Source organism: Geomonas oryzisoli (genome assembly GCF_018986915.1).
Taxonomy (GTDB): Bacteria; Desulfobacterota; Desulfuromonadia; order Geobacterales; family Geobacteraceae; genus Geomonas; species Geomonas oryzisoli.
Genome location: NZ_CP076723.1, coordinates 1,738,847 through 1,754,777 on the forward strand (window position 1 = coordinate 1,738,847; position 15,931 = coordinate 1,754,777).

General features: G+C 62.2%; 16 protein-coding genes. All 16 read left to right on the forward strand.

What is annotated here, in order from left to right; all coding sequences use genetic code 11:
• The first annotated feature begins 19 nt into the window (after nt 1–19).
• The 16 genes from KP004_RS07705 (at nt 20) to KP004_RS07780 (ending at nt 15,929) form a co-directional block, all read left to right on the forward strand.
• Complete coding sequence (locus tag KP004_RS07705) at nt 20–1,120, forward strand: type IV pilus twitching motility protein PilT (RefSeq protein ID WP_216801753.1); 1,101 nt, start codon at nt 20–22, stop codon at nt 1,118–1,120.
• A gap of 38 nt (nt 1,121–1,158) precedes the next feature.
• Nucleotides 1,159–2,382, forward strand: coding sequence for a type II secretion system F family protein (locus KP004_RS07710; protein WP_216801754.1), 1,224 nt, complete (start codon nt 1,159–1,161; stop codon nt 2,380–2,382).
• Nucleotides 2,383–2,387: 5 nt separating this feature from the next.
• On the forward strand, nt 2,388–4,013 hold the full coding sequence (locus tag KP004_RS07715; RefSeq protein WP_216801755.1) for a two-component system sensor histidine kinase NtrB: 1,626 nt from the start codon (nt 2,388–2,390) through the stop codon (nt 4,011–4,013).
• Between the two features lie 97 nt (nt 4,014–4,110).
• Nucleotides 4,111–5,484, forward strand: a complete 1,374-nt coding sequence (locus KP004_RS07720; RefSeq protein WP_216801756.1) for a sigma-54-dependent transcriptional regulator — start codon at nt 4,111–4,113, stop codon at nt 5,482–5,484.
• A gap of 218 nt (nt 5,485–5,702) precedes the next feature.
• The gene (locus KP004_RS21290) at nt 5,703–5,912 is read left to right on the forward strand and encodes a type IV pilin protein (RefSeq protein WP_216801757.1); all 210 of its coding nucleotides are present in this window, start codon (nt 5,703–5,705) and stop codon (nt 5,910–5,912) included.
• A gap of 28 nt (nt 5,913–5,940) precedes the next feature.
• On the forward strand, nt 5,941–6,318 hold the full coding sequence (locus tag KP004_RS07730; protein WP_216801758.1) for a hypothetical protein: 378 nt from the start codon (nt 5,941–5,943) through the stop codon (nt 6,316–6,318).
• An 81-nt stretch (nt 6,319–6,399) separates the two neighbouring features.
• Complete coding sequence (locus KP004_RS07735; RefSeq protein ID WP_216801759.1) at nt 6,400–7,203, forward strand: ABC-2 transporter permease family protein; 804 nt, start codon at nt 6,400–6,402, stop codon at nt 7,201–7,203.
• Nucleotides 7,200–8,084 (forward strand): hypothetical protein, encoded by an 885-nt coding sequence (locus KP004_RS07740; protein ID WP_239026979.1) that lies wholly within the window; start codon nt 7,200–7,202, stop codon nt 8,082–8,084. Before KP004_RS07735 ends, KP004_RS07740 begins: the two co-directional genes overlap by 4 nt.
• Nucleotides 8,084–8,962, forward strand: coding sequence for an ABC transporter ATP-binding protein (locus KP004_RS07745; protein WP_216801760.1), 879 nt, complete (start codon nt 8,084–8,086; stop codon nt 8,960–8,962). Before KP004_RS07740 ends, KP004_RS07745 begins: the two co-directional genes overlap by 1 nt.
• Nucleotides 8,925–10,661 (forward strand): tetratricopeptide repeat protein, encoded by a 1,737-nt coding sequence (locus tag KP004_RS07750; protein ID WP_216801761.1) that lies wholly within the window; start codon nt 8,925–8,927, stop codon nt 10,659–10,661. Before KP004_RS07745 ends, KP004_RS07750 begins: the two co-directional genes overlap by 38 nt.
• Nucleotides 10,658–11,497 carry a decaprenyl-phosphate phosphoribosyltransferase gene (locus tag KP004_RS07755; RefSeq protein ID WP_216801762.1) on the forward strand — a complete coding sequence of 280 codons (840 nt, stop codon included), beginning with the start codon at nt 10,658–10,660 and terminating at the stop codon, nt 11,495–11,497. The genes KP004_RS07750 and KP004_RS07755 overlap by 4 nt, the downstream gene beginning before the upstream one ends.
• The gene (locus KP004_RS07760; RefSeq protein WP_216801763.1) at nt 11,494–12,480 is read left to right on the forward strand and encodes a glycosyltransferase family 2 protein; all 987 of its coding nucleotides are present in this window, start codon (nt 11,494–11,496) and stop codon (nt 12,478–12,480) included. Before KP004_RS07755 ends, KP004_RS07760 begins: the two co-directional genes overlap by 4 nt.
• The gene (locus KP004_RS07765; RefSeq protein ID WP_216801764.1) at nt 12,477–13,472 is read left to right on the forward strand and encodes a class I SAM-dependent methyltransferase; all 996 of its coding nucleotides are present in this window, start codon (nt 12,477–12,479) and stop codon (nt 13,470–13,472) included. The genes KP004_RS07760 and KP004_RS07765 overlap by 4 nt, the downstream gene beginning before the upstream one ends.
• Nucleotides 13,469–14,266 (forward strand): glycosyltransferase family 2 protein, encoded by a 798-nt coding sequence (locus KP004_RS07770; RefSeq protein WP_216801765.1) that lies wholly within the window; start codon nt 13,469–13,471, stop codon nt 14,264–14,266. The genes KP004_RS07765 and KP004_RS07770 overlap by 4 nt, the downstream gene beginning before the upstream one ends.
• Nucleotides 14,263–15,048, forward strand: a complete 786-nt coding sequence (locus KP004_RS07775) for a glycosyltransferase family 2 protein (RefSeq protein ID WP_216801766.1) — start codon at nt 14,263–14,265, stop codon at nt 15,046–15,048. Before KP004_RS07770 ends, KP004_RS07775 begins: the two co-directional genes overlap by 4 nt.
• 53 nt (nt 15,049–15,101) lie before the next feature.
• Complete coding sequence (locus KP004_RS07780) at nt 15,102–15,929, forward strand: ABC transporter permease (RefSeq protein ID WP_216801767.1); 828 nt, start codon at nt 15,102–15,104, stop codon at nt 15,927–15,929.
• The last annotated feature ends 2 nt before the right edge of the window (nt 15,930–15,931 follow it).

Here is a 15,931-nt window from a genome sequence, read left to right on the forward strand (position 1 = left end):
GAACTACTGAGAGGTATTCATGATCAACTTTCATCAAATGCTAAAGGAACTGGTGGAGAGAGGCGGCTCCGACCTCCACATCACCACCAACACCTCACCGCAGATCCGTATCGACGGGCACCTGACCCCGATGGACGTCCCGCCGCTCACCGCCATCGAGACCAAGCAGCTTTGCTACAGCATCCTCACCGACGCCCAGAAACACCGGTTCGAAGAGGACAACGAGCTCGACCTCTCTTTCGGCGTCAAGGGACTCTCCCGCTTCAGGGGCAACATCTTCGTGCAGCGCGGCGCCGTTGCCGGCGTCTTCAGGGTGATTCCCTACAAGATACTGACCTTCGAGGAACTGGGGCTCCCCCCGGTGGTGCGGGCCCTGTGCGACAAGCCGCGCGGCCTGATCCTGGTCACCGGGCCGACCGGTTCCGGCAAGTCGACCACGCTCGCTTCGATGATCGACCACATCAACATGAACCGGCGCGATCACATCGTCACCGTCGAAGACCCTATCGAGTATCTGCATCCGCATAAGGGGTGCATCGTGAACCAGCGCGAGGTGGGCGCCGACACCAAGAGCTTCAAGCACGCGCTGAAGTACGTGCTGCGCCAGGACCCCGACGTGGTCCTGATCGGCGAGTTGCGCGACCTGGAGACCATCGAGGCGGCGCTGACCCTGGCCGAAACCGGTCACCTCTGCTTCGCCACGCTGCACACCAACTCCTGCGCCCAGACCATGAACAGGATCATCGACGTATTCCCTCCCTACCAGCAGACCCAGGTGAGGACCCAGCTCTCTTTCGTGCTGGAGGGGGTAATGTCGCAGACCCTGATCCCGAGGGCCACAGGACCAGGACGCGCCCTGGCACTGGAGGTCATGGTCCCCAACCCGGCGATCAGGAACCTGATCCGCGAGGACAAGGTGCACCAGATCTACTCGCAGATGCAAGTGGGGCAGGAGAAGTTCGGCATGCAGACTATGAACCAGTGCCTAATGAATCTTTTGTCGCGCCGTCTCATCACCGTGGACGACGCGCTCGGCCGCTCGTCCGAACCCGACGAGCTGAAGCAGATGCTTGCGCCCGGGTCCGGCTCGGCGCAGATGCGGCGTCCGCCGCAACGATAGCAGCAACCAGTCCCGGCCTGCCGGGAAAGGAGTAATACATGGCACAATTCGATTGGGAAGCAAAGAGCAAGGCGGGGGGCGTCCAAAAGGGCGTCATGGAGGCCGCCAGCGCAGCCATGGTGGAGGCGCAGCTCAAAAGATACGGTTTCTCCGGCATCAGCGTCAAAGAGCACGGCAAGGGGCTCTCGTTTGAGTTGAAGCTCCCTGGATTTGGCGGACCCAAGAAGATCGAGACCAAGGACCTGGTCGTCTTCACGCGCCAGTTCGCCACCATGATCGACTCCGGCCTGCCTCTGGTGCAGTGTCTGGACATCCTCTCCAGCCAGCAGGAGAACAAGACCTTCAAGGAGATCCTGGTGAAGGTCAAGGAGAGTGTCGAGAGCGGCTCGACCTTCGCCGACGCGCTCGCCCGGCACCCGAGGGCCTTCGACCAGCTCTACGTCAACCTCGTGGCCGCCGGTGAGGTGGGCGGTATCCTCGACACCATCCTGGCCAGGCTCGCCGCCTACATCGAAAAGGCGATGAAGCTCAAGAAGCAGGTGAAGGGGGCCATGGTCTATCCGATCACGATCATGTCCATCGCGGTCATCGTGGTAGGCGTCATCCTCATCTTCGTCATCCCGACCTTCGCGAAGATGTTCGCGGACTTCGGCGGCGAACTCCCTGCGCCCACCAAGTTCGTCATTGCGCTCTCCAACTTCCTGGTCAAGTACATCGTGCTGATCATCGCAGCCATGTTCGCCATCAAGTACGCCATCGGCAAGTACTACGCGACCCCCAACGGCAAAAAGGTCATCGACGCCTTCGCCCTCAAGGCCCCCATCGCCGGCCCCCTGATCCGGAAGGTCTCCGTCGCCAAGTTCACCCGCACCCTGGGAACCATGATCAGTTCCGGCGTTCCCATCATGGACGGCTTGGAGATCGTAGCCAAGACGGCGGGCAACAAGATCGTCGAGGAGGCGATCTACAACGTGCGCCAGTCCATTTCCGAGGGCAAGACCATCGCCGAACCGCTTGCGGAAAGCGGCGTATTCCCCGCGATGGTGGTGCAGATGATCTCGGTGGGCGAAGCGACCGGCGCCATGGATGCCATGCTGAACAAGATCGCCGACTTCTACGACGATGAGGTCGACGATGCCGTCGGGGCTCTCACCTCCATGATGGAGCCTCTGCTCATGGTGTTCCTGGGGACCACGGTCGGCGGCCTGGTCATCGCCATGTATCTGCCGATCTTCAAACTGGCTGGCGCAGTCGGCGGTTAACCTGGATGATCGAAAAGAAAAAAGTCTTCTGGTTCATTCTGCTAAGACTGCTGGTGGTAACCGTTTTCATGGTTACCACCGTTTATCTCGACGTACACACCTATGATGTAAGTGGCGAGGTCGCCGGCAGGGTGCTGGTCCGGTTGATCGGCGCCACCTACCTTTTTTCCCTGCTTTCGCTGGCGGTGCTGCGCACCGCGCCTCCCCGGACTACCCGCACCCTGACCTATCTCCAGATCGTCTGGGACCTGATCCTGGTCACCGTTTTGATCCTGGTTTCCGGCGGGGTCACCTCGCACTACGCTTTTCTCTACTTCCTGTCGATCATCAGTGCCAGCGCCCTTTTGGCACGTTCCCAGGCCTATTACACCGCGTCCTTGTGCGTCATCCTTTACGGCGCCATCCTGGACTTCCAGTACTACGGCAGGCTGGTTCCCCTCGGGCTTTCCCCTTACCCCGCGCAGCAGTGGGGTGCCGAGTACCTGTTCTACCTGATCTTTCTCCACTGCGCCTCCTTCTTTCTGACCGCGTTTCTGGCGGGGCACCTGGCCGAGCGCGCGCGGGTGTCCGAGAGTGCCCTGAAGGAAAAGGCGATCGACTACGAGGAGTTGGAGCGGCTGAACTCGTGCATCGTGTCGACCATTGACAGCGGCCTTTTGACCATCAATGCCTCAGGCAGGATTCGCGTTTTTAATCGCTACGCCGAAGTGCTGACCGGCACCTCCCAGCAAGACGCCTACGACCGCCCGTTGGCAGAGGTGCTGCCCGGCCTCGCCAAGTTCGAACCGAACCTGTTCGAATCCGGGCAGGGGGAGTTTTCCCACACCGGGCCCGACGAACACGAACTGCTCCTCTCCTTCAAGTCGGTCCCGCTGCTGGACAAGGAGGGGGCGACCGCTGGGGCGATCTTCGATCTGCACGACCTGACCGAGATCAAGCGCATGGCGGCGGAACTCAAGCGGGCGGACCGGCTGGCTGCGGTGGGCGAGCTCTCGGCGCGGATGGCGCACGAGATCCGCAACCCGCTGGCTGCCATCAGCGGATCGGTGCAACTGGTGGCACTAAGGCCCTGGGTGGATGAAAAGGACGAGCGGCTGTTCTCCATCATCCTCAGGGAGACCGACCGGCTGGACGGCCTGTTGCGCGATTTCCTCTTCTACGCCAAACCCAACCAACCTACCAAGGTCCCGCTGAACCTGCACCGTGTGATCAGCGACCTGTGCGCCCTGCTTGCCACCGACCCCCGGCTGGAAGGGGTCGAGATCGTGCACGAAATTCCAGCAGACCTGGTGGTGCAGTTCGACAAAGACCAGTGCACGCAGGTGTTCTGGAATCTGCTGGTAAATGCCGCCGAAGCCATCACGGGAGGCGGCAGCATCAGCATAGAAGGCGCTGCGGTGCTGGGGCATGGCGGTCGCGGCGAGGTCCGCATCAGCATCAGGGACAACGGCTCCGGGATGAGCCCTGAGGACGTGAAACGCGTGTTCGAACCTTTCTTCACCACCAAGAAGGGTGGGACCGGATTGGGGCTCGCCACCGTCTACCGCATCGTCGAGACCAACGGAGGCCGGATGTCCATCAACAGCAGCCTCGGCCAAGGGACCACCGTCGTCCTGCACCTGCCGGCCTGACGTTCCGGGGCTTGATGCTCTGGGCCGGTACGCCGGCCCGCGGCGCAAGGCCCTCCCGGGGGTGTTCATAATGAGATCAGTGAGCGAGGAGTTTTAGATGCGTGCCAGAATTTTGGTTGTCGATGATGAACTGAGCATGCGGGAGTTCCTGGCCATCCTCCTCGATGGCGAAGGGTACCTGGTGGACCAGGCGGAAAGCGCCGAGCAAGCGCTTTCCTGCATCGCCGAGCGGCATTACGAGATGGTGATATCCGACGTCAGCATGCCGGGGCTTGGGGGGATAGAGCTCCTCACCAGGGTGAAGGCGCAATCCCCCGATACCGCCGTCCTCATGATCACCGCCTTCACTACCGCGGAGCAGGCGGTCGAGGCCATGAAACTCGGCGCCTACGACTACATCGGCAAGCCCTTCAAGGTTGAGGAAGTGAAGGTGCTGGTGCGCAAGGCCCTGGAAAAGCAGAGCCTGGTCCAGGAAAACAAGCGCCTCAAGGCCGAGGTGCAGGAGCGCTTCAGCTTCTCGGGGATGATCGGCAAGAGCAAGCAGATCCGCGAGGTCTACGAGCTCATCGAGAAGGTGGCCGACAGCATGGCCAACGTCCTCATCACCGGCGAGAGCGGTACCGGCAAGGAACTCGCCGCCAGGGCGATCCATTACAACTCTCCGCGCAAGAACGCGTCTTTCGTGGCGGTCAACTGTGGCGCCATCCCCGAGACGCTCATCGAGAGCGAGTTGTTCGGTCACGCCAAGGGTGCCTTCACCGGCGCCATCGCCGACCGTCCCGGCCTGTTTGAACAGGCCGAGGGGGGGACGCTGTTTCTGGACGAGATCGGTGAGTTGCCCCTGCAACTCCAGGCCAAGCTGCTGCGCGTGCTGCAGGAGCGCGAATTCAGGCGGGTGGGGGGCGGGGTCGCCCTGAAAGCCGACGTTCGCATCGTGGCGGCCTCCAACCGCAACCTGGAGGAACAGGTGCGCGAGGGGAGCTTCCGCGAGGATCTGTTTTACCGTCTCAACGTGGTCCAGGTCCGCATGCCGTCCCTCAAGGAGCGCAGCGAGGACATCCCGGCCCTGGTCGAGCATTTCTACAAGAAATACTCCCTTTGGAGCGGTTCCGGCGACATGATCACCCCCGAGGCGCTGCGCGCGCTGTTTAATTACCCTTTCCCGGGTAATGTGCGCGAACTGGAGAACCTCGTCGAGCGCTGCGTGGTGCTGGGGAGCCGCGTCATAGAGATCGATTGTCTTCCCCCCTCAGTGCGTGAGCATCACATAGTGGTTCCGGAAGCCGGGCAACTCGAGATACCCGAAGAGGGGATGGACCTGCAGGCCTACCTGGATCACCTGGAGCAGAAGCTGTTGGTGCAGGCGCTGGAGAAAAGCGGCGGGGTGAAAAAACGGGCCGCCGCGCTGCTGGGCATGACCTTCCGTTCGTTCCGCTACCGGCTGGCCAAGTTCGGCATGGACGAGGAGTGAAGGTGACGAAAAATGTCACCATGTGGTGGCCTAAATTGTCTCAGTGACGTTTTTTGTACCGGGTGCTCTTTGCACTGTAGCAGCAAATACTACGAAAAAACTGAGCTTTCTCTCTGGAACCGGTTTTGGCCTGCATATTGCTCACTAGTCAACGTCTTGCAACACTGTTAGCAAAACCCGGGCAGTAGTCGGCAAACCTCATTGAAAAGGAGAAAGAGATGTTAAACAAACTGAGAAGCAAAAAGGGCTTCACCCTGATCGAGCTCTTGATCGTCGTGGCGATCATCGGCATCCTCGCCGCCATCGCCATCCCGCAGTTCTCCGCGTACAGGCAGAAGGCTTACAACTCTGCCGCCCAGAGCGACCTGAAGAACTCCAAGACCGCTCTCGAGTCCTTCTACGCCGACAACCAGACCTACCCGTTCTAACATTCTTTATTTAAGAAAGGAGTTCGACATGAAAAAAGTATTAGCGATCATCGCCCTTCTCGGCCTGAGCGCCGGTGCGGCCTACTCGGCAACCACCTGGGCATATCCCTCCACTTCCGGCACCTACACCCTTGGCACCGCTGGCTCCACCCACTTCCTGGACATCAAGCCGTCCGCTAACGTGGGCTTTGCCTACGACGGCGGCACCACCGGCGTCGCCTACGTCGTGGGTTCCTACCACGCACAGGGGAGCAGGGTCTTCGGTGGCAGCTCCACCGACACCAACATCTTCTACAAGGACATCACCGCCCCCGGCATCGGCACCCTCCTGACCGGTACCGACCTCCCGGCCGTCCCGACCCCGCCCAATGGCGCCTTCAGCGCCGGCTGGACCGCCGCGAAGTAATCGCAGCCTGTATCCGTTTCACTCCGACGGGGTGCATCTTGATGCACCCCGTCTTTTTAGGCGTCCCGCAAAAGGTAGTCCATGTCCATATTCGAGAACTTCTTCAGGCTGAGCGTCTTCTCCCTGGTGCGCGACCGGTTCCTCTACCTCCTATTCTCCCTGGCGCTGATCGCGCTTTTGCTGATCCCGGCCTTCAGCATGTTCTCCATGCGCCAGGTGCAGGAGCTCTCGGTCACCCTCTGTCTCTCCGCGCTGTCGTTCCTGCTCCTCGTGGTGACCGTGCTCACCGGATCCTCGTCGCTTTGGCGTGACATAGAGAAGCGCTACACCTTCTCGGTGCTCGGGCTGCCCGTTTCCCGGGCCGGGTTCGTGCTCGGCAAATTCTCCGCCGTCGCGCTGCTGCTCGCCGTGGTCGCCGCCGTCTTCGGCGCCGGCTCCTTTGCCGCCATCAAGGTTGCCGCCGGGGTCTATCCCTCCGACATTCCGGTTGCCTGGGGCGTCTTCTGCGCCGCTGTCGCCTTCGATGTGCTGAAATACCTGATGCTGCTCGCGATCCTCTTCTTTCTCTCGGCCCTCAGCACCTCCTTTTACTTCCCGTTTCTTGCGGGCATCGCCGTATTCATTGCCGGAAGTGCCAGCCAGGAGGTGTACGAGTACGTGCAGGGTGCGTACGGCAAGGGGATCACGCCGGCTGCCAAGGCTGTGATCACCGGCATCTACTACCTGCTTCCCAACTTCGCCGCTTTTGACCTGCACCCCCACGCGATCTATGCCCTGCCCGTCCCCCCCGGCGGCGCGCTCCTGACCTTCGTCTATTGGTTGTGCTACACCGGCGTCATGCTTTCGCTCGCCGTCTGGAGCTTTTCCAGAAGAGAGCTGACATGATCGGGAGGGTCGTCTTCGGCATCCTCCTGTGCTCGCTCGTCGCCGTCGCGGTCCCGTTCAGCAGGTCCGTCGCCGAGCGCCCGGTACTGGTGAAGCTCGGCGTGCTCCCAGCGGCGGAACCGCTCAAGATGATCAGCGGTGACCAGCGCTACCTGCTGGCGCAGTGCGCCGTGGTGAAGGTCCTCTTCTACTATGGGACCCTGGTGGAGAAGTTCCAGCAGAAGATCGCACTGCAGCCTGAGTACGGCAACATGTTCGGGACGCTGCAGACCGCGGTGGTTCTCGATCCCTGGAACGCCGACGCCTACTACTTCACCCAGGCCGCCTTCACGTGGGAGCTCGGCAAGGTGGACGAGGTGAACCGGATGCTCGAGTACGGGATGAAGTCCCGTACCTGGGACTACCAGCTCCCCTTCTTCGCCGGGTTCAACGCCGCCTACTTCAAGAAGGACTACGCGAATGCCGCGCGCTATTTTCAGCAGGCGGCCCGGCTCCGCCCGGACCCGCTGCTGACCAACCTCTCGTCGCGTTACTTCTACGAGTCCGGTGAGAGTCGGCTTGGGCTCGCCTTCCTCGACTACATGCAGCGACACGCCACCGACAGCAAGGTGATCCGTCTCTACCAGCTGAGAAAGCAGGCGCTTCTTGCCGTCATGGAGCTGCAGCAGGCCTGTGACCGGTATGCCGCCAGGTTCGGCCACCTCCCGGAAAAGATCTCGGACCTTGTCGCTGCCGGACTCGTCGAGCGCGTCCCTGCGGACCCTTACGGCGGCAGTTTCTACATCGATGACAAGGGGAAGATCCGGAGTACGAGCAAGTTCGCTTTCGCCCCGCAGACGGCATGGCCTGAAAAAACGACCCCGAAGGAGATGCACCCCTAATGAACGCAGTCGAGATATCGCACCTCTCCAAAAGCTACCCCGGCAAGAGGCTGGGCAAGGTGGCCGCGCTGCACGACGTCTCCCTTGAGGTCGCCGCAGGCGAGGTCTTCGGCTTCTTAGGTCCCAACGGCGCCGGAAAGAGCACCACCATCAAGATCGTCATGGGGCTGTTACGACCCGGTACGGGTAGCGTCCGTGTCTTCGGCACTCCGGTGCAGAGCGTTGAGAGCCGCCGCAAGGTCGGCTACCTCCCCGAGAACCCCTCCTTCTACGAGTTTCTGACCGGGCGCGAGTACCTCGCCTTCGTCGGGAGGGCCTTCGGCATGGACGATGCCGCCATCCGTTCCGAGTCGTCGCGGGTCCTGGAGTTGCTCGATCTCTCCGGCGCCGCCGACCGCCCCATCCGCGGGTACAGCAAGGGGATGGTGCAGCGCCTCGGGCTCGCCCAGGCGATGGTGCACGATCCCGACCTGTACATCCTCGACGAACCGATGAGCGGCCTCGACCCGGTGGGAAGGGCGCTGGTCAAGGAGATCATCAAGGACCTCAAAAGACGCGGCAAGACCGTCTTTTTCAGCACCCACATAACCGCCGACATCGAGATCGTCTGCGACCGCGTGGGCATCGTCGCCGGCGGCAGGCTCAGAACCGTTGACAGCGTAGCCAACATCCTGCAAAGTGGCGTCGTCGGCTACGAGATCGAGATAAGCCGCGCCGGTGCTGTCGAGGTCATCCAGGTGGAGCGGGACCTGCTGCAGCATCGGTTGTCTGAACTTATGGACACCGGTGCGGTCATCGAGCGGATCGAACCGGTGCGCAAGGACATGGAGGCCTTTTTCCTTGACATCATTTCCAGAGAGCCTGACGGTTCGCGATAGCAGGGCGGTCCTCCTCCTGATCGGGGTCGTCGTCGCGCTCTTCCTTCCGGCCGTCTGGTGTCCCTCCAACCCCATCGACGATCCCGGCATCCTGAGCGTCTACGGCAACGACCTGCTGACCCTCGCCGAAGTGGTGAGTCCTGGGGGGGGGTACTACTACCGCCCGCTCATCGCGCTGAGCTTCTATCTCGACTACCACGTGCTGGCACAGGACATCAGGCTTTTGCACCTGGAGAACGTCCTCATTCACGCCACCAACGCCGTGCTGCTGTTTCTTTTCGGTCGGCGCCTGTTCCCTAAAGCAGCCTCCGTTGTCCCTCTGGCTGCCGCCCTCATCTTCGCGCTCCATCCGGTGAACACCGAGGCGGTGAACTGGATCGCCGGGCGCACCGATCCTCTGGCCGCTCTGTTCGTGCTCCTTGCCGGACTTGCCCTCTGCCGCGGGCTCGCGACGGGAAGGGGGCGGTGGACCGTGGCGTCGGTCGCGCTGACGCTTTTTGGCGCGCTCGCCAAAGAGACGGCCCTCTTCATGATCCCCGCGTCATTTTTGATCGTCCAGGCGTGGATCTCCCAGCACCCGCAGCGGTCGGATTCGGCCAGGCGGCAGCGCATCGTCCTTGCGGCAGCCTCGCTTGCCCTTTCGCTTCTCTTCGCCTTTCTTTTCTCGTATCGTGCGCTTTCCCACGGCAACAGCGTTGCAACGCTCATGCAGGGGCACCGGCCTGACCTCTTCGGCTCGGTGCTGGTCCTGCTCAAGAGCGCGGGGTTCTACGTGAAGAAGATGCTCTTCCCGTGGCCGCTCAACATCGCCATCGATTCCGTTTCCGCCTGGTACCTGGTCCCGGCGCTTGCGGCACTGCTCCTTTTGTGGCGTTCCCCCAAAACGAGCCCTTGGCTCGCGATGACCTGCACGGGATTCATGTTCCTGATGCCCCCTCTCGCGGTGGCGCTCTTCGGTGTCGCCTGGACGCCCGTTGCCGAGCGCTACCTCTACATCCCCTCCCTGTTTTTCTCTCTGGGGGGCGCCGGGTGGTTCTTCAGCAGCGCGGCTTCCCTTGGCAAACAACGGCTGGCCGCGCCGGTTTTGGTGTCGGTGCTTGTCATTCTCGCTTTCGGTACCTGGCAGAGGATCTCTGTCTGGCGGGACAACATCGCGCTCTACCGGGACGCCGTCGCCCAGAGTCCGGACTTCGCCATGCTGCACAACACGCTGGCGGTTTTGTACGCAAAGGGGGGGAGAATCGACGAGGCGCACCGTGAGCTCAACCTCGCCTCCTCGTTGGAGCCGAGCGAACTGCTTAAGGTGCTGATACGGAAGAACCGGATCAGCCTCGCTATCTACGGAGTGCCCCCCGAGGAGGCACGCCGCACGCTGAACCTGTACCTGGGTAAACCTGCCCAGGAGGATACGGAACTCCTCGATGCCCTGCGCAAGATCGATGTCGTCCTGATCAGGAAGGCGCCCGCGGGTGCGGAGCGAGACGAGATGTCCCGCGAACTGGTCGAGGTGAACGAGGAGCTGTACGCCAGGACACGCGATCCCCTGCTGCTGTACCACACCGGGCAACTGCTCCTGGGCCTGGGGGAGGAGAAGCGGGCCGGAGCGTACTTCGGCCGGAGCTTCGGCGCAGCATCGGAGGGGGCGTATTATAAAGCCGCCGCAGGCAAACTTGCCGCGAAGTACGGGGAGGGGCGGTGACCGGTTACCTGAAGCTCATGCGGCCGCACCAGTGGCTGAAGAACCTGATGATCTTCTTCCCGGCCCTGCTGTCGGGTGTCATCATCCAGCCGGGCGTTGCGCAGCGGGGGGTGCTTCCCATGCTCGCCTTCTGTCTTGGTTCCAGCGCCACCTATGTCATCAACGACCTGCTCGACGCCCCCAAGGACCGCAACCACCCGAGAAAGAGCAGGCGCCCCATCGCCTCGGGGACGGTCGGGACGCGCCCGGCCCTTTTTCTGGCGCTGCTGCTCGCAGTCTGTAGCATCGGCACCGCGCTGCTCGTCCCCGGCATCTTCCCGCTGCTCCTCGTGAGCTACCTGGCGATCTCCGCCTGCTATTCGCTGAAATTGAAGGACGTGGCGATCGTCGACATCTTCTGCATCGCGGCGGGCTTCGTCCTGAGGCTCGAGGCCGGCGGCGATGCTCTCGGTGTGGCCATCTCCGAATGGCTTTTTCTCTCCGTGTTTCTGCTCTCGGTGTTTTTGAGCACCGGCAAGCGGCTGTGCGAGCAGCGCGGGCTGGGTGAAGGGGCGGGGAGCCATCGCAAAAGCCTGGAGGGATACCCCCCCGGGTTCCTCGATATCGCCATGGCGATGACCGGGGCCGCGGTCCTTGTCACCTACACCATGTACTCCCTCTCCAAGCCGCACCTCATCTACACCGTGCCGCTTTGCACCTTCGGGCTTTTCCGCTATGCGCTCAGGGTGAAGGCCGGGGGTGGGGGGGACCCGACCGATGCGCTTTTGAAGGACTTCCCGCTTTTTGCCACCGGCCTTCTCTGGCTGATCATGGTCGCTTCCGGGATCTACCGATGAGCGTCTACGTCGTCCTGGTGAACTACAACGGCTGGCGGGACACCGTGGAGTGTCTTGGCAGCCTTTTCCGCTCCGATTATTCCGGATTCCGGGTGGTGGTCTGTGACAACGGCTCTCAGGACGGCTCCCTGGACCACATCGAGGCGTGGGCACGGGACGCGGACTGCCTCGGCGCGGCGGGAACGTCCCGCCTGGTCCGCTACCGCCGCGGCGAGGCGGAATCGGGCGGGCAGCGAGACGAGCGTGCTCCCCTGGTCCTCGTCGACTGTGGCGGGAACCTCGGCTTTGCCGGCGGCAACAACGTCGGCTTGCGCTACGCCCTTTCCCGCGGCGACCTCGACTACGCCTGGCTGCTCAACAACGATACGGTGGTGGCTCCGGATGCCATGCGCCGCATGGTGAGCAGGCTCGAGGAGCACGGTGGGAGCGGCCTGTGCGGCTCGACGCTTCTGCACTACGGGGAACGAGACCGCGTGCAGGCCCTGGGGGGCGGCTGGTACTGCAAGTGGCTCGGTCTCGCCTGGCACCTGGGCCGGCTCGGGCGCTGGCCCGCGCACGCCGACCGCGACCGCGTGGAGCGGCGCATGAGCTACCCGGTGGGGGCGTCGCTCATGGCGAGCCGTGACTTCATCGAGACGGTGGGGCTTCTGTGCGAGGATTACTTCCTCTTTTTCGAGGAGCTCGACTGGGTGCTGCGCGCGAACGGTCGCTTCCCGCTCTCTTGGGCGCCGGAAAGCCTGGTGTACCACAAGGTGGGTGCGAGCGTCGGGACGAGCAGCAATCCGGCCCGCAAGAGCGCTGCCTGCGACTACTGGAACGTGAGAAACCGGATCTTCTTCACACGGCGCTTCTTCCCGTGGGCGCTGCCGACGGTATACCTGGCACTGTTATGCACCCTGGTGACCCGGCTGCTGCTCGGGAGGTGGGACCGGGCGGCGATGATACTGCGCCTGCTTTTGGGGCGTGAAGGGGGGATACAGTGAGCGGCACCAAGGAAAAGGCCATCAACCTGTTGCGCCGCACGCTCCCCGTGTGGGAATGGTTCCTCGCTCCCTTTACCCTTTTGGGCGCGCTTTTGTTCGCGTTGATCAGGAGGGGAGGCATCGAGCGTCTGCCGCTTACCCGCAGGATCCTCCTCCAGGTCGGGGTGTTCCCTATCTCGCGCCACTACTACGAGCCGCAGTTCGACCATCGGGCTATGCGCCGTCCGCTGGATGCCGAGCGTCCGCTCCCCGGCATCGATTGGAACGAAGCCGAGCAGATCGAGCTTTTGGGCCGTTTCCATTACGCCGACGAACTGTTGCAGTTCCCCGAAAGGCCCCGGGACGGGCGTATCGAGTTCCACTACGACAACGCCATGTTCCCACCCGGCGACGCCGAGATCCTCTACTCGATGGTCCGTCATTTCCGCCCCGGGAGCGTCATCGAAATAGGAAGCGGCAACTCCACCCTCATGGTGGTGAACGCGCTCCAAAAGAACGCCGAGGAGGAGCAAGGGTACCGCTGCCGGCACATCTGCATCGAGCCGTACGAGATGCCTTGGCTCGAGCAGACCGGCGTCACCGTGCTGCGCGAGCGGGTGGAGAGCGTGGACCGCGAACTGTTCGCGACACTGCAGGCGGGGGACATCCTCTTCATCGACTCGTCGCACATGATCAGGCCGCAGGGGGACGTGCTCGCCATCTACCTGGAGATCCTCCCCCTGCTGCGTCCCGGCGTCCTGGTGCACATTCACGACATCTTCTCGCCGCAGGACTACCCGAGGGAGTGGGTGGTCGACGAGGTGAAGTTCTGGAACGAGCAGTACCTCCTGGAGGCCTTTTTGACCATGAACCGCGAGTTCCGCGTGGTAGCGGGCCTCAGCTACCTGAAGCTCAACCACTATGACCTCCTTTGCGCCTGCTGCCCGGTCTTTGCCCGGCAGGGGGGCGGCCCCGGTTCGATGTGGCTTAGGAGGGAGCAGGCGCGGCCATGAAGATAAGCGTCATAACGATCTGCTACAACAGCGCCCGCCACATCGAGAAGGCGATGGCGAGCGTCCTTGCCCAGTCGTACCCGGATCTCGAGTATATCCTCGTGGACGGAGGCTCCGTCGACGGCACGGTGGACATCATTCGGGAACACGCGGCGCGGGATGCGCGGATAAAGTGGGTCTCCGAGCCGGACCGCGGCATCTCCGACGCCATGAACAAGGGAGTGGCCCTCGCCACGGGGGAGGTGATCGCCCACCTGCACTCGGACGAGTACTACCTGGACCGGGAGGTGCTGGCCGAGGTGGCGGCGACCTTCCGCCGCTCTCCCGGAGCACTCTGGGCCACCGGCGGCTTCCACTTCGTGGACTCGCAAGGGCGCTTTCTCAAAGAGATCAAGGTGCGCCGTTACTGTTACCGGAGGCTCATCCACTCGAACATCATCCTGCACCCGGCCACCTTCATACAGCGCGACGCCTTCCTTGCCGCCGGAGGCTTCGACCTCGGTGTCCACTACTGCATGGACTACCATCTCTGGCTCAGGCTCGGGGCCATGGGCGACCCGGTTCCCATCCGCCGGGCCGTCGCCTGTTTCGGTGTCCATGGCGGTAGCCGTTCGCTGGCTCAGGCCGAGGCGGCCTACGCCGAGGAACTCAAGGTGCGCCTGGATTTTCTGAAGAGCCGCTCCATGTGGCAGTTTCCCTACCGACTCGAGTACCAGGTGAAGAAGCGGCTGAACCGGCTCTTCGTGCGCAGGCTGTTCGCGGCTGCGGACGCGCCCCCAAAGGAGGCACCGTGACCGGCTTACGACCGAAGGTGTCGGTGGTGATTCCCTGCTACAACCACGGCATCTACCTCGACGAGGCGGTGGACTCGGTCCTCGCGCAAAGCTTTACCGACTTCGAGATCGTCATCGTCAACGACGGCTCCACCGATCCCTACACGGTCGATCTCCTTGCGCGTTACCGCCGCCCGAAAACCCGGGTCCTGCACACCGAAAACGCCGGCGTCTCCAGTGCGAGAAACAGCGGCATCGCAGCCGCCCAGGGTGACTACATCCTGCCGCTCGATGCCGACGACCGCATCGCCCCGAGTTACCTCGAAAAGGGGGTCGCCATACTCGACGCCCGCCCCGAGGTCGGTATCGTCTACTGCGACGAGCAGATGTTCGGGGAGCGTGACGACGTCTGGATCATGCCCGAGTACGATCCCGTCGCGCTGCTCTTCGACAACCAGATCTTTCCGTCCGCCTTTTTCAGGAAGAGCGACTGGGAGAAGGTGGGGGGATACAGTTCCCGCTTCGTCTACGGGTGGGAGGACTGGGACTTCTGGATCACCATGTCCACTCTTAAGAAAGAGGTGACAAAGATACCGGAGCTGCTGTACTATTACCGCATTCGCAGCGAGTCTCGCGATCATTCGATGCGTGTATGGCAGAAGATCGCGATGATGTCGCTCATAATCCTGCGGCACAAAACCCTGTACTTGAATAACACCCACCTTCTTTGTCACAAGATCCTCCAGTTGACGATCAAGTACATGAAGTCGGCTTTTCTTCGGCATGACAAACACACCGGCTAAGGTCCGACATTGTGGGGCTCGTTTTGAACAACAGGAGAGGCTCTAAGTCTGACATGGCAGAACAGCAAGAGATTGTCATAACGCCCGGGACCGGCGCGCTCCACTACTGGCGCGAGATCTGGCGCTACCGTGAGCTGTTTCTATATCTGGCATGGCGCGATATCGTGGTCCGCTACAAGCAAACGGCGATAGGGGTTGCGTGGTGCGTGATCCGGCCGCTTTTGACCATGCTGGTGTTCACCCTGGTGTTCGGCATGCTCGCCAAGCTCCCTTCCAACGGGGTTCCCTATCCGCTGATGGTCTTCGCGGCGATGCTCCCCTGGCAGTTCTTCGCCAGCGCTCTCTCCGAAAGCAGCAACTCGCTGATAGGTAACGCCAACCTTCTCACCAAGGTCTACTTCCCCCGGCTCATCGTTCCCGTCGGTGCCATCATGGTGAGTCTGGTCGACTTCCTCGTCTCCTGCGTGATCCTGGCCGGGCTCATGGCGTGGTACCGGTGCGTCCCTGACTTCAGGATACTGCTGCTTCCCGTCTTCCTCCTGTTGCTGGTGCTCTCGTCCCTGGGGGCAGGGCTATGGTTCTGCGCTCTCAACGTGCAATACCGCGACTTCCGCTACGTGGTGCCGTTTCTGCTGCAACTGGGGCTCTACGTTTCCCCGGTTGGCTTCTCCAGTTCCATCGTCCCCGATGCGTGGCGCTCCCTGTATTTCCTGAACCCGATGGTCGGCGTCATTGACGGCTTCCGCTGGGCGCTTCTTGGTGACGGCTTTCCCGTCAACTGGTCCGGTCTCGCCTTCTCGTCGCTTCTTGCGGTTCTCATACTGGCCAGCGGGGTATGGTACTTCCGCATCACTGAACGCAGTTTCGCGGATGTGGTCTGAGC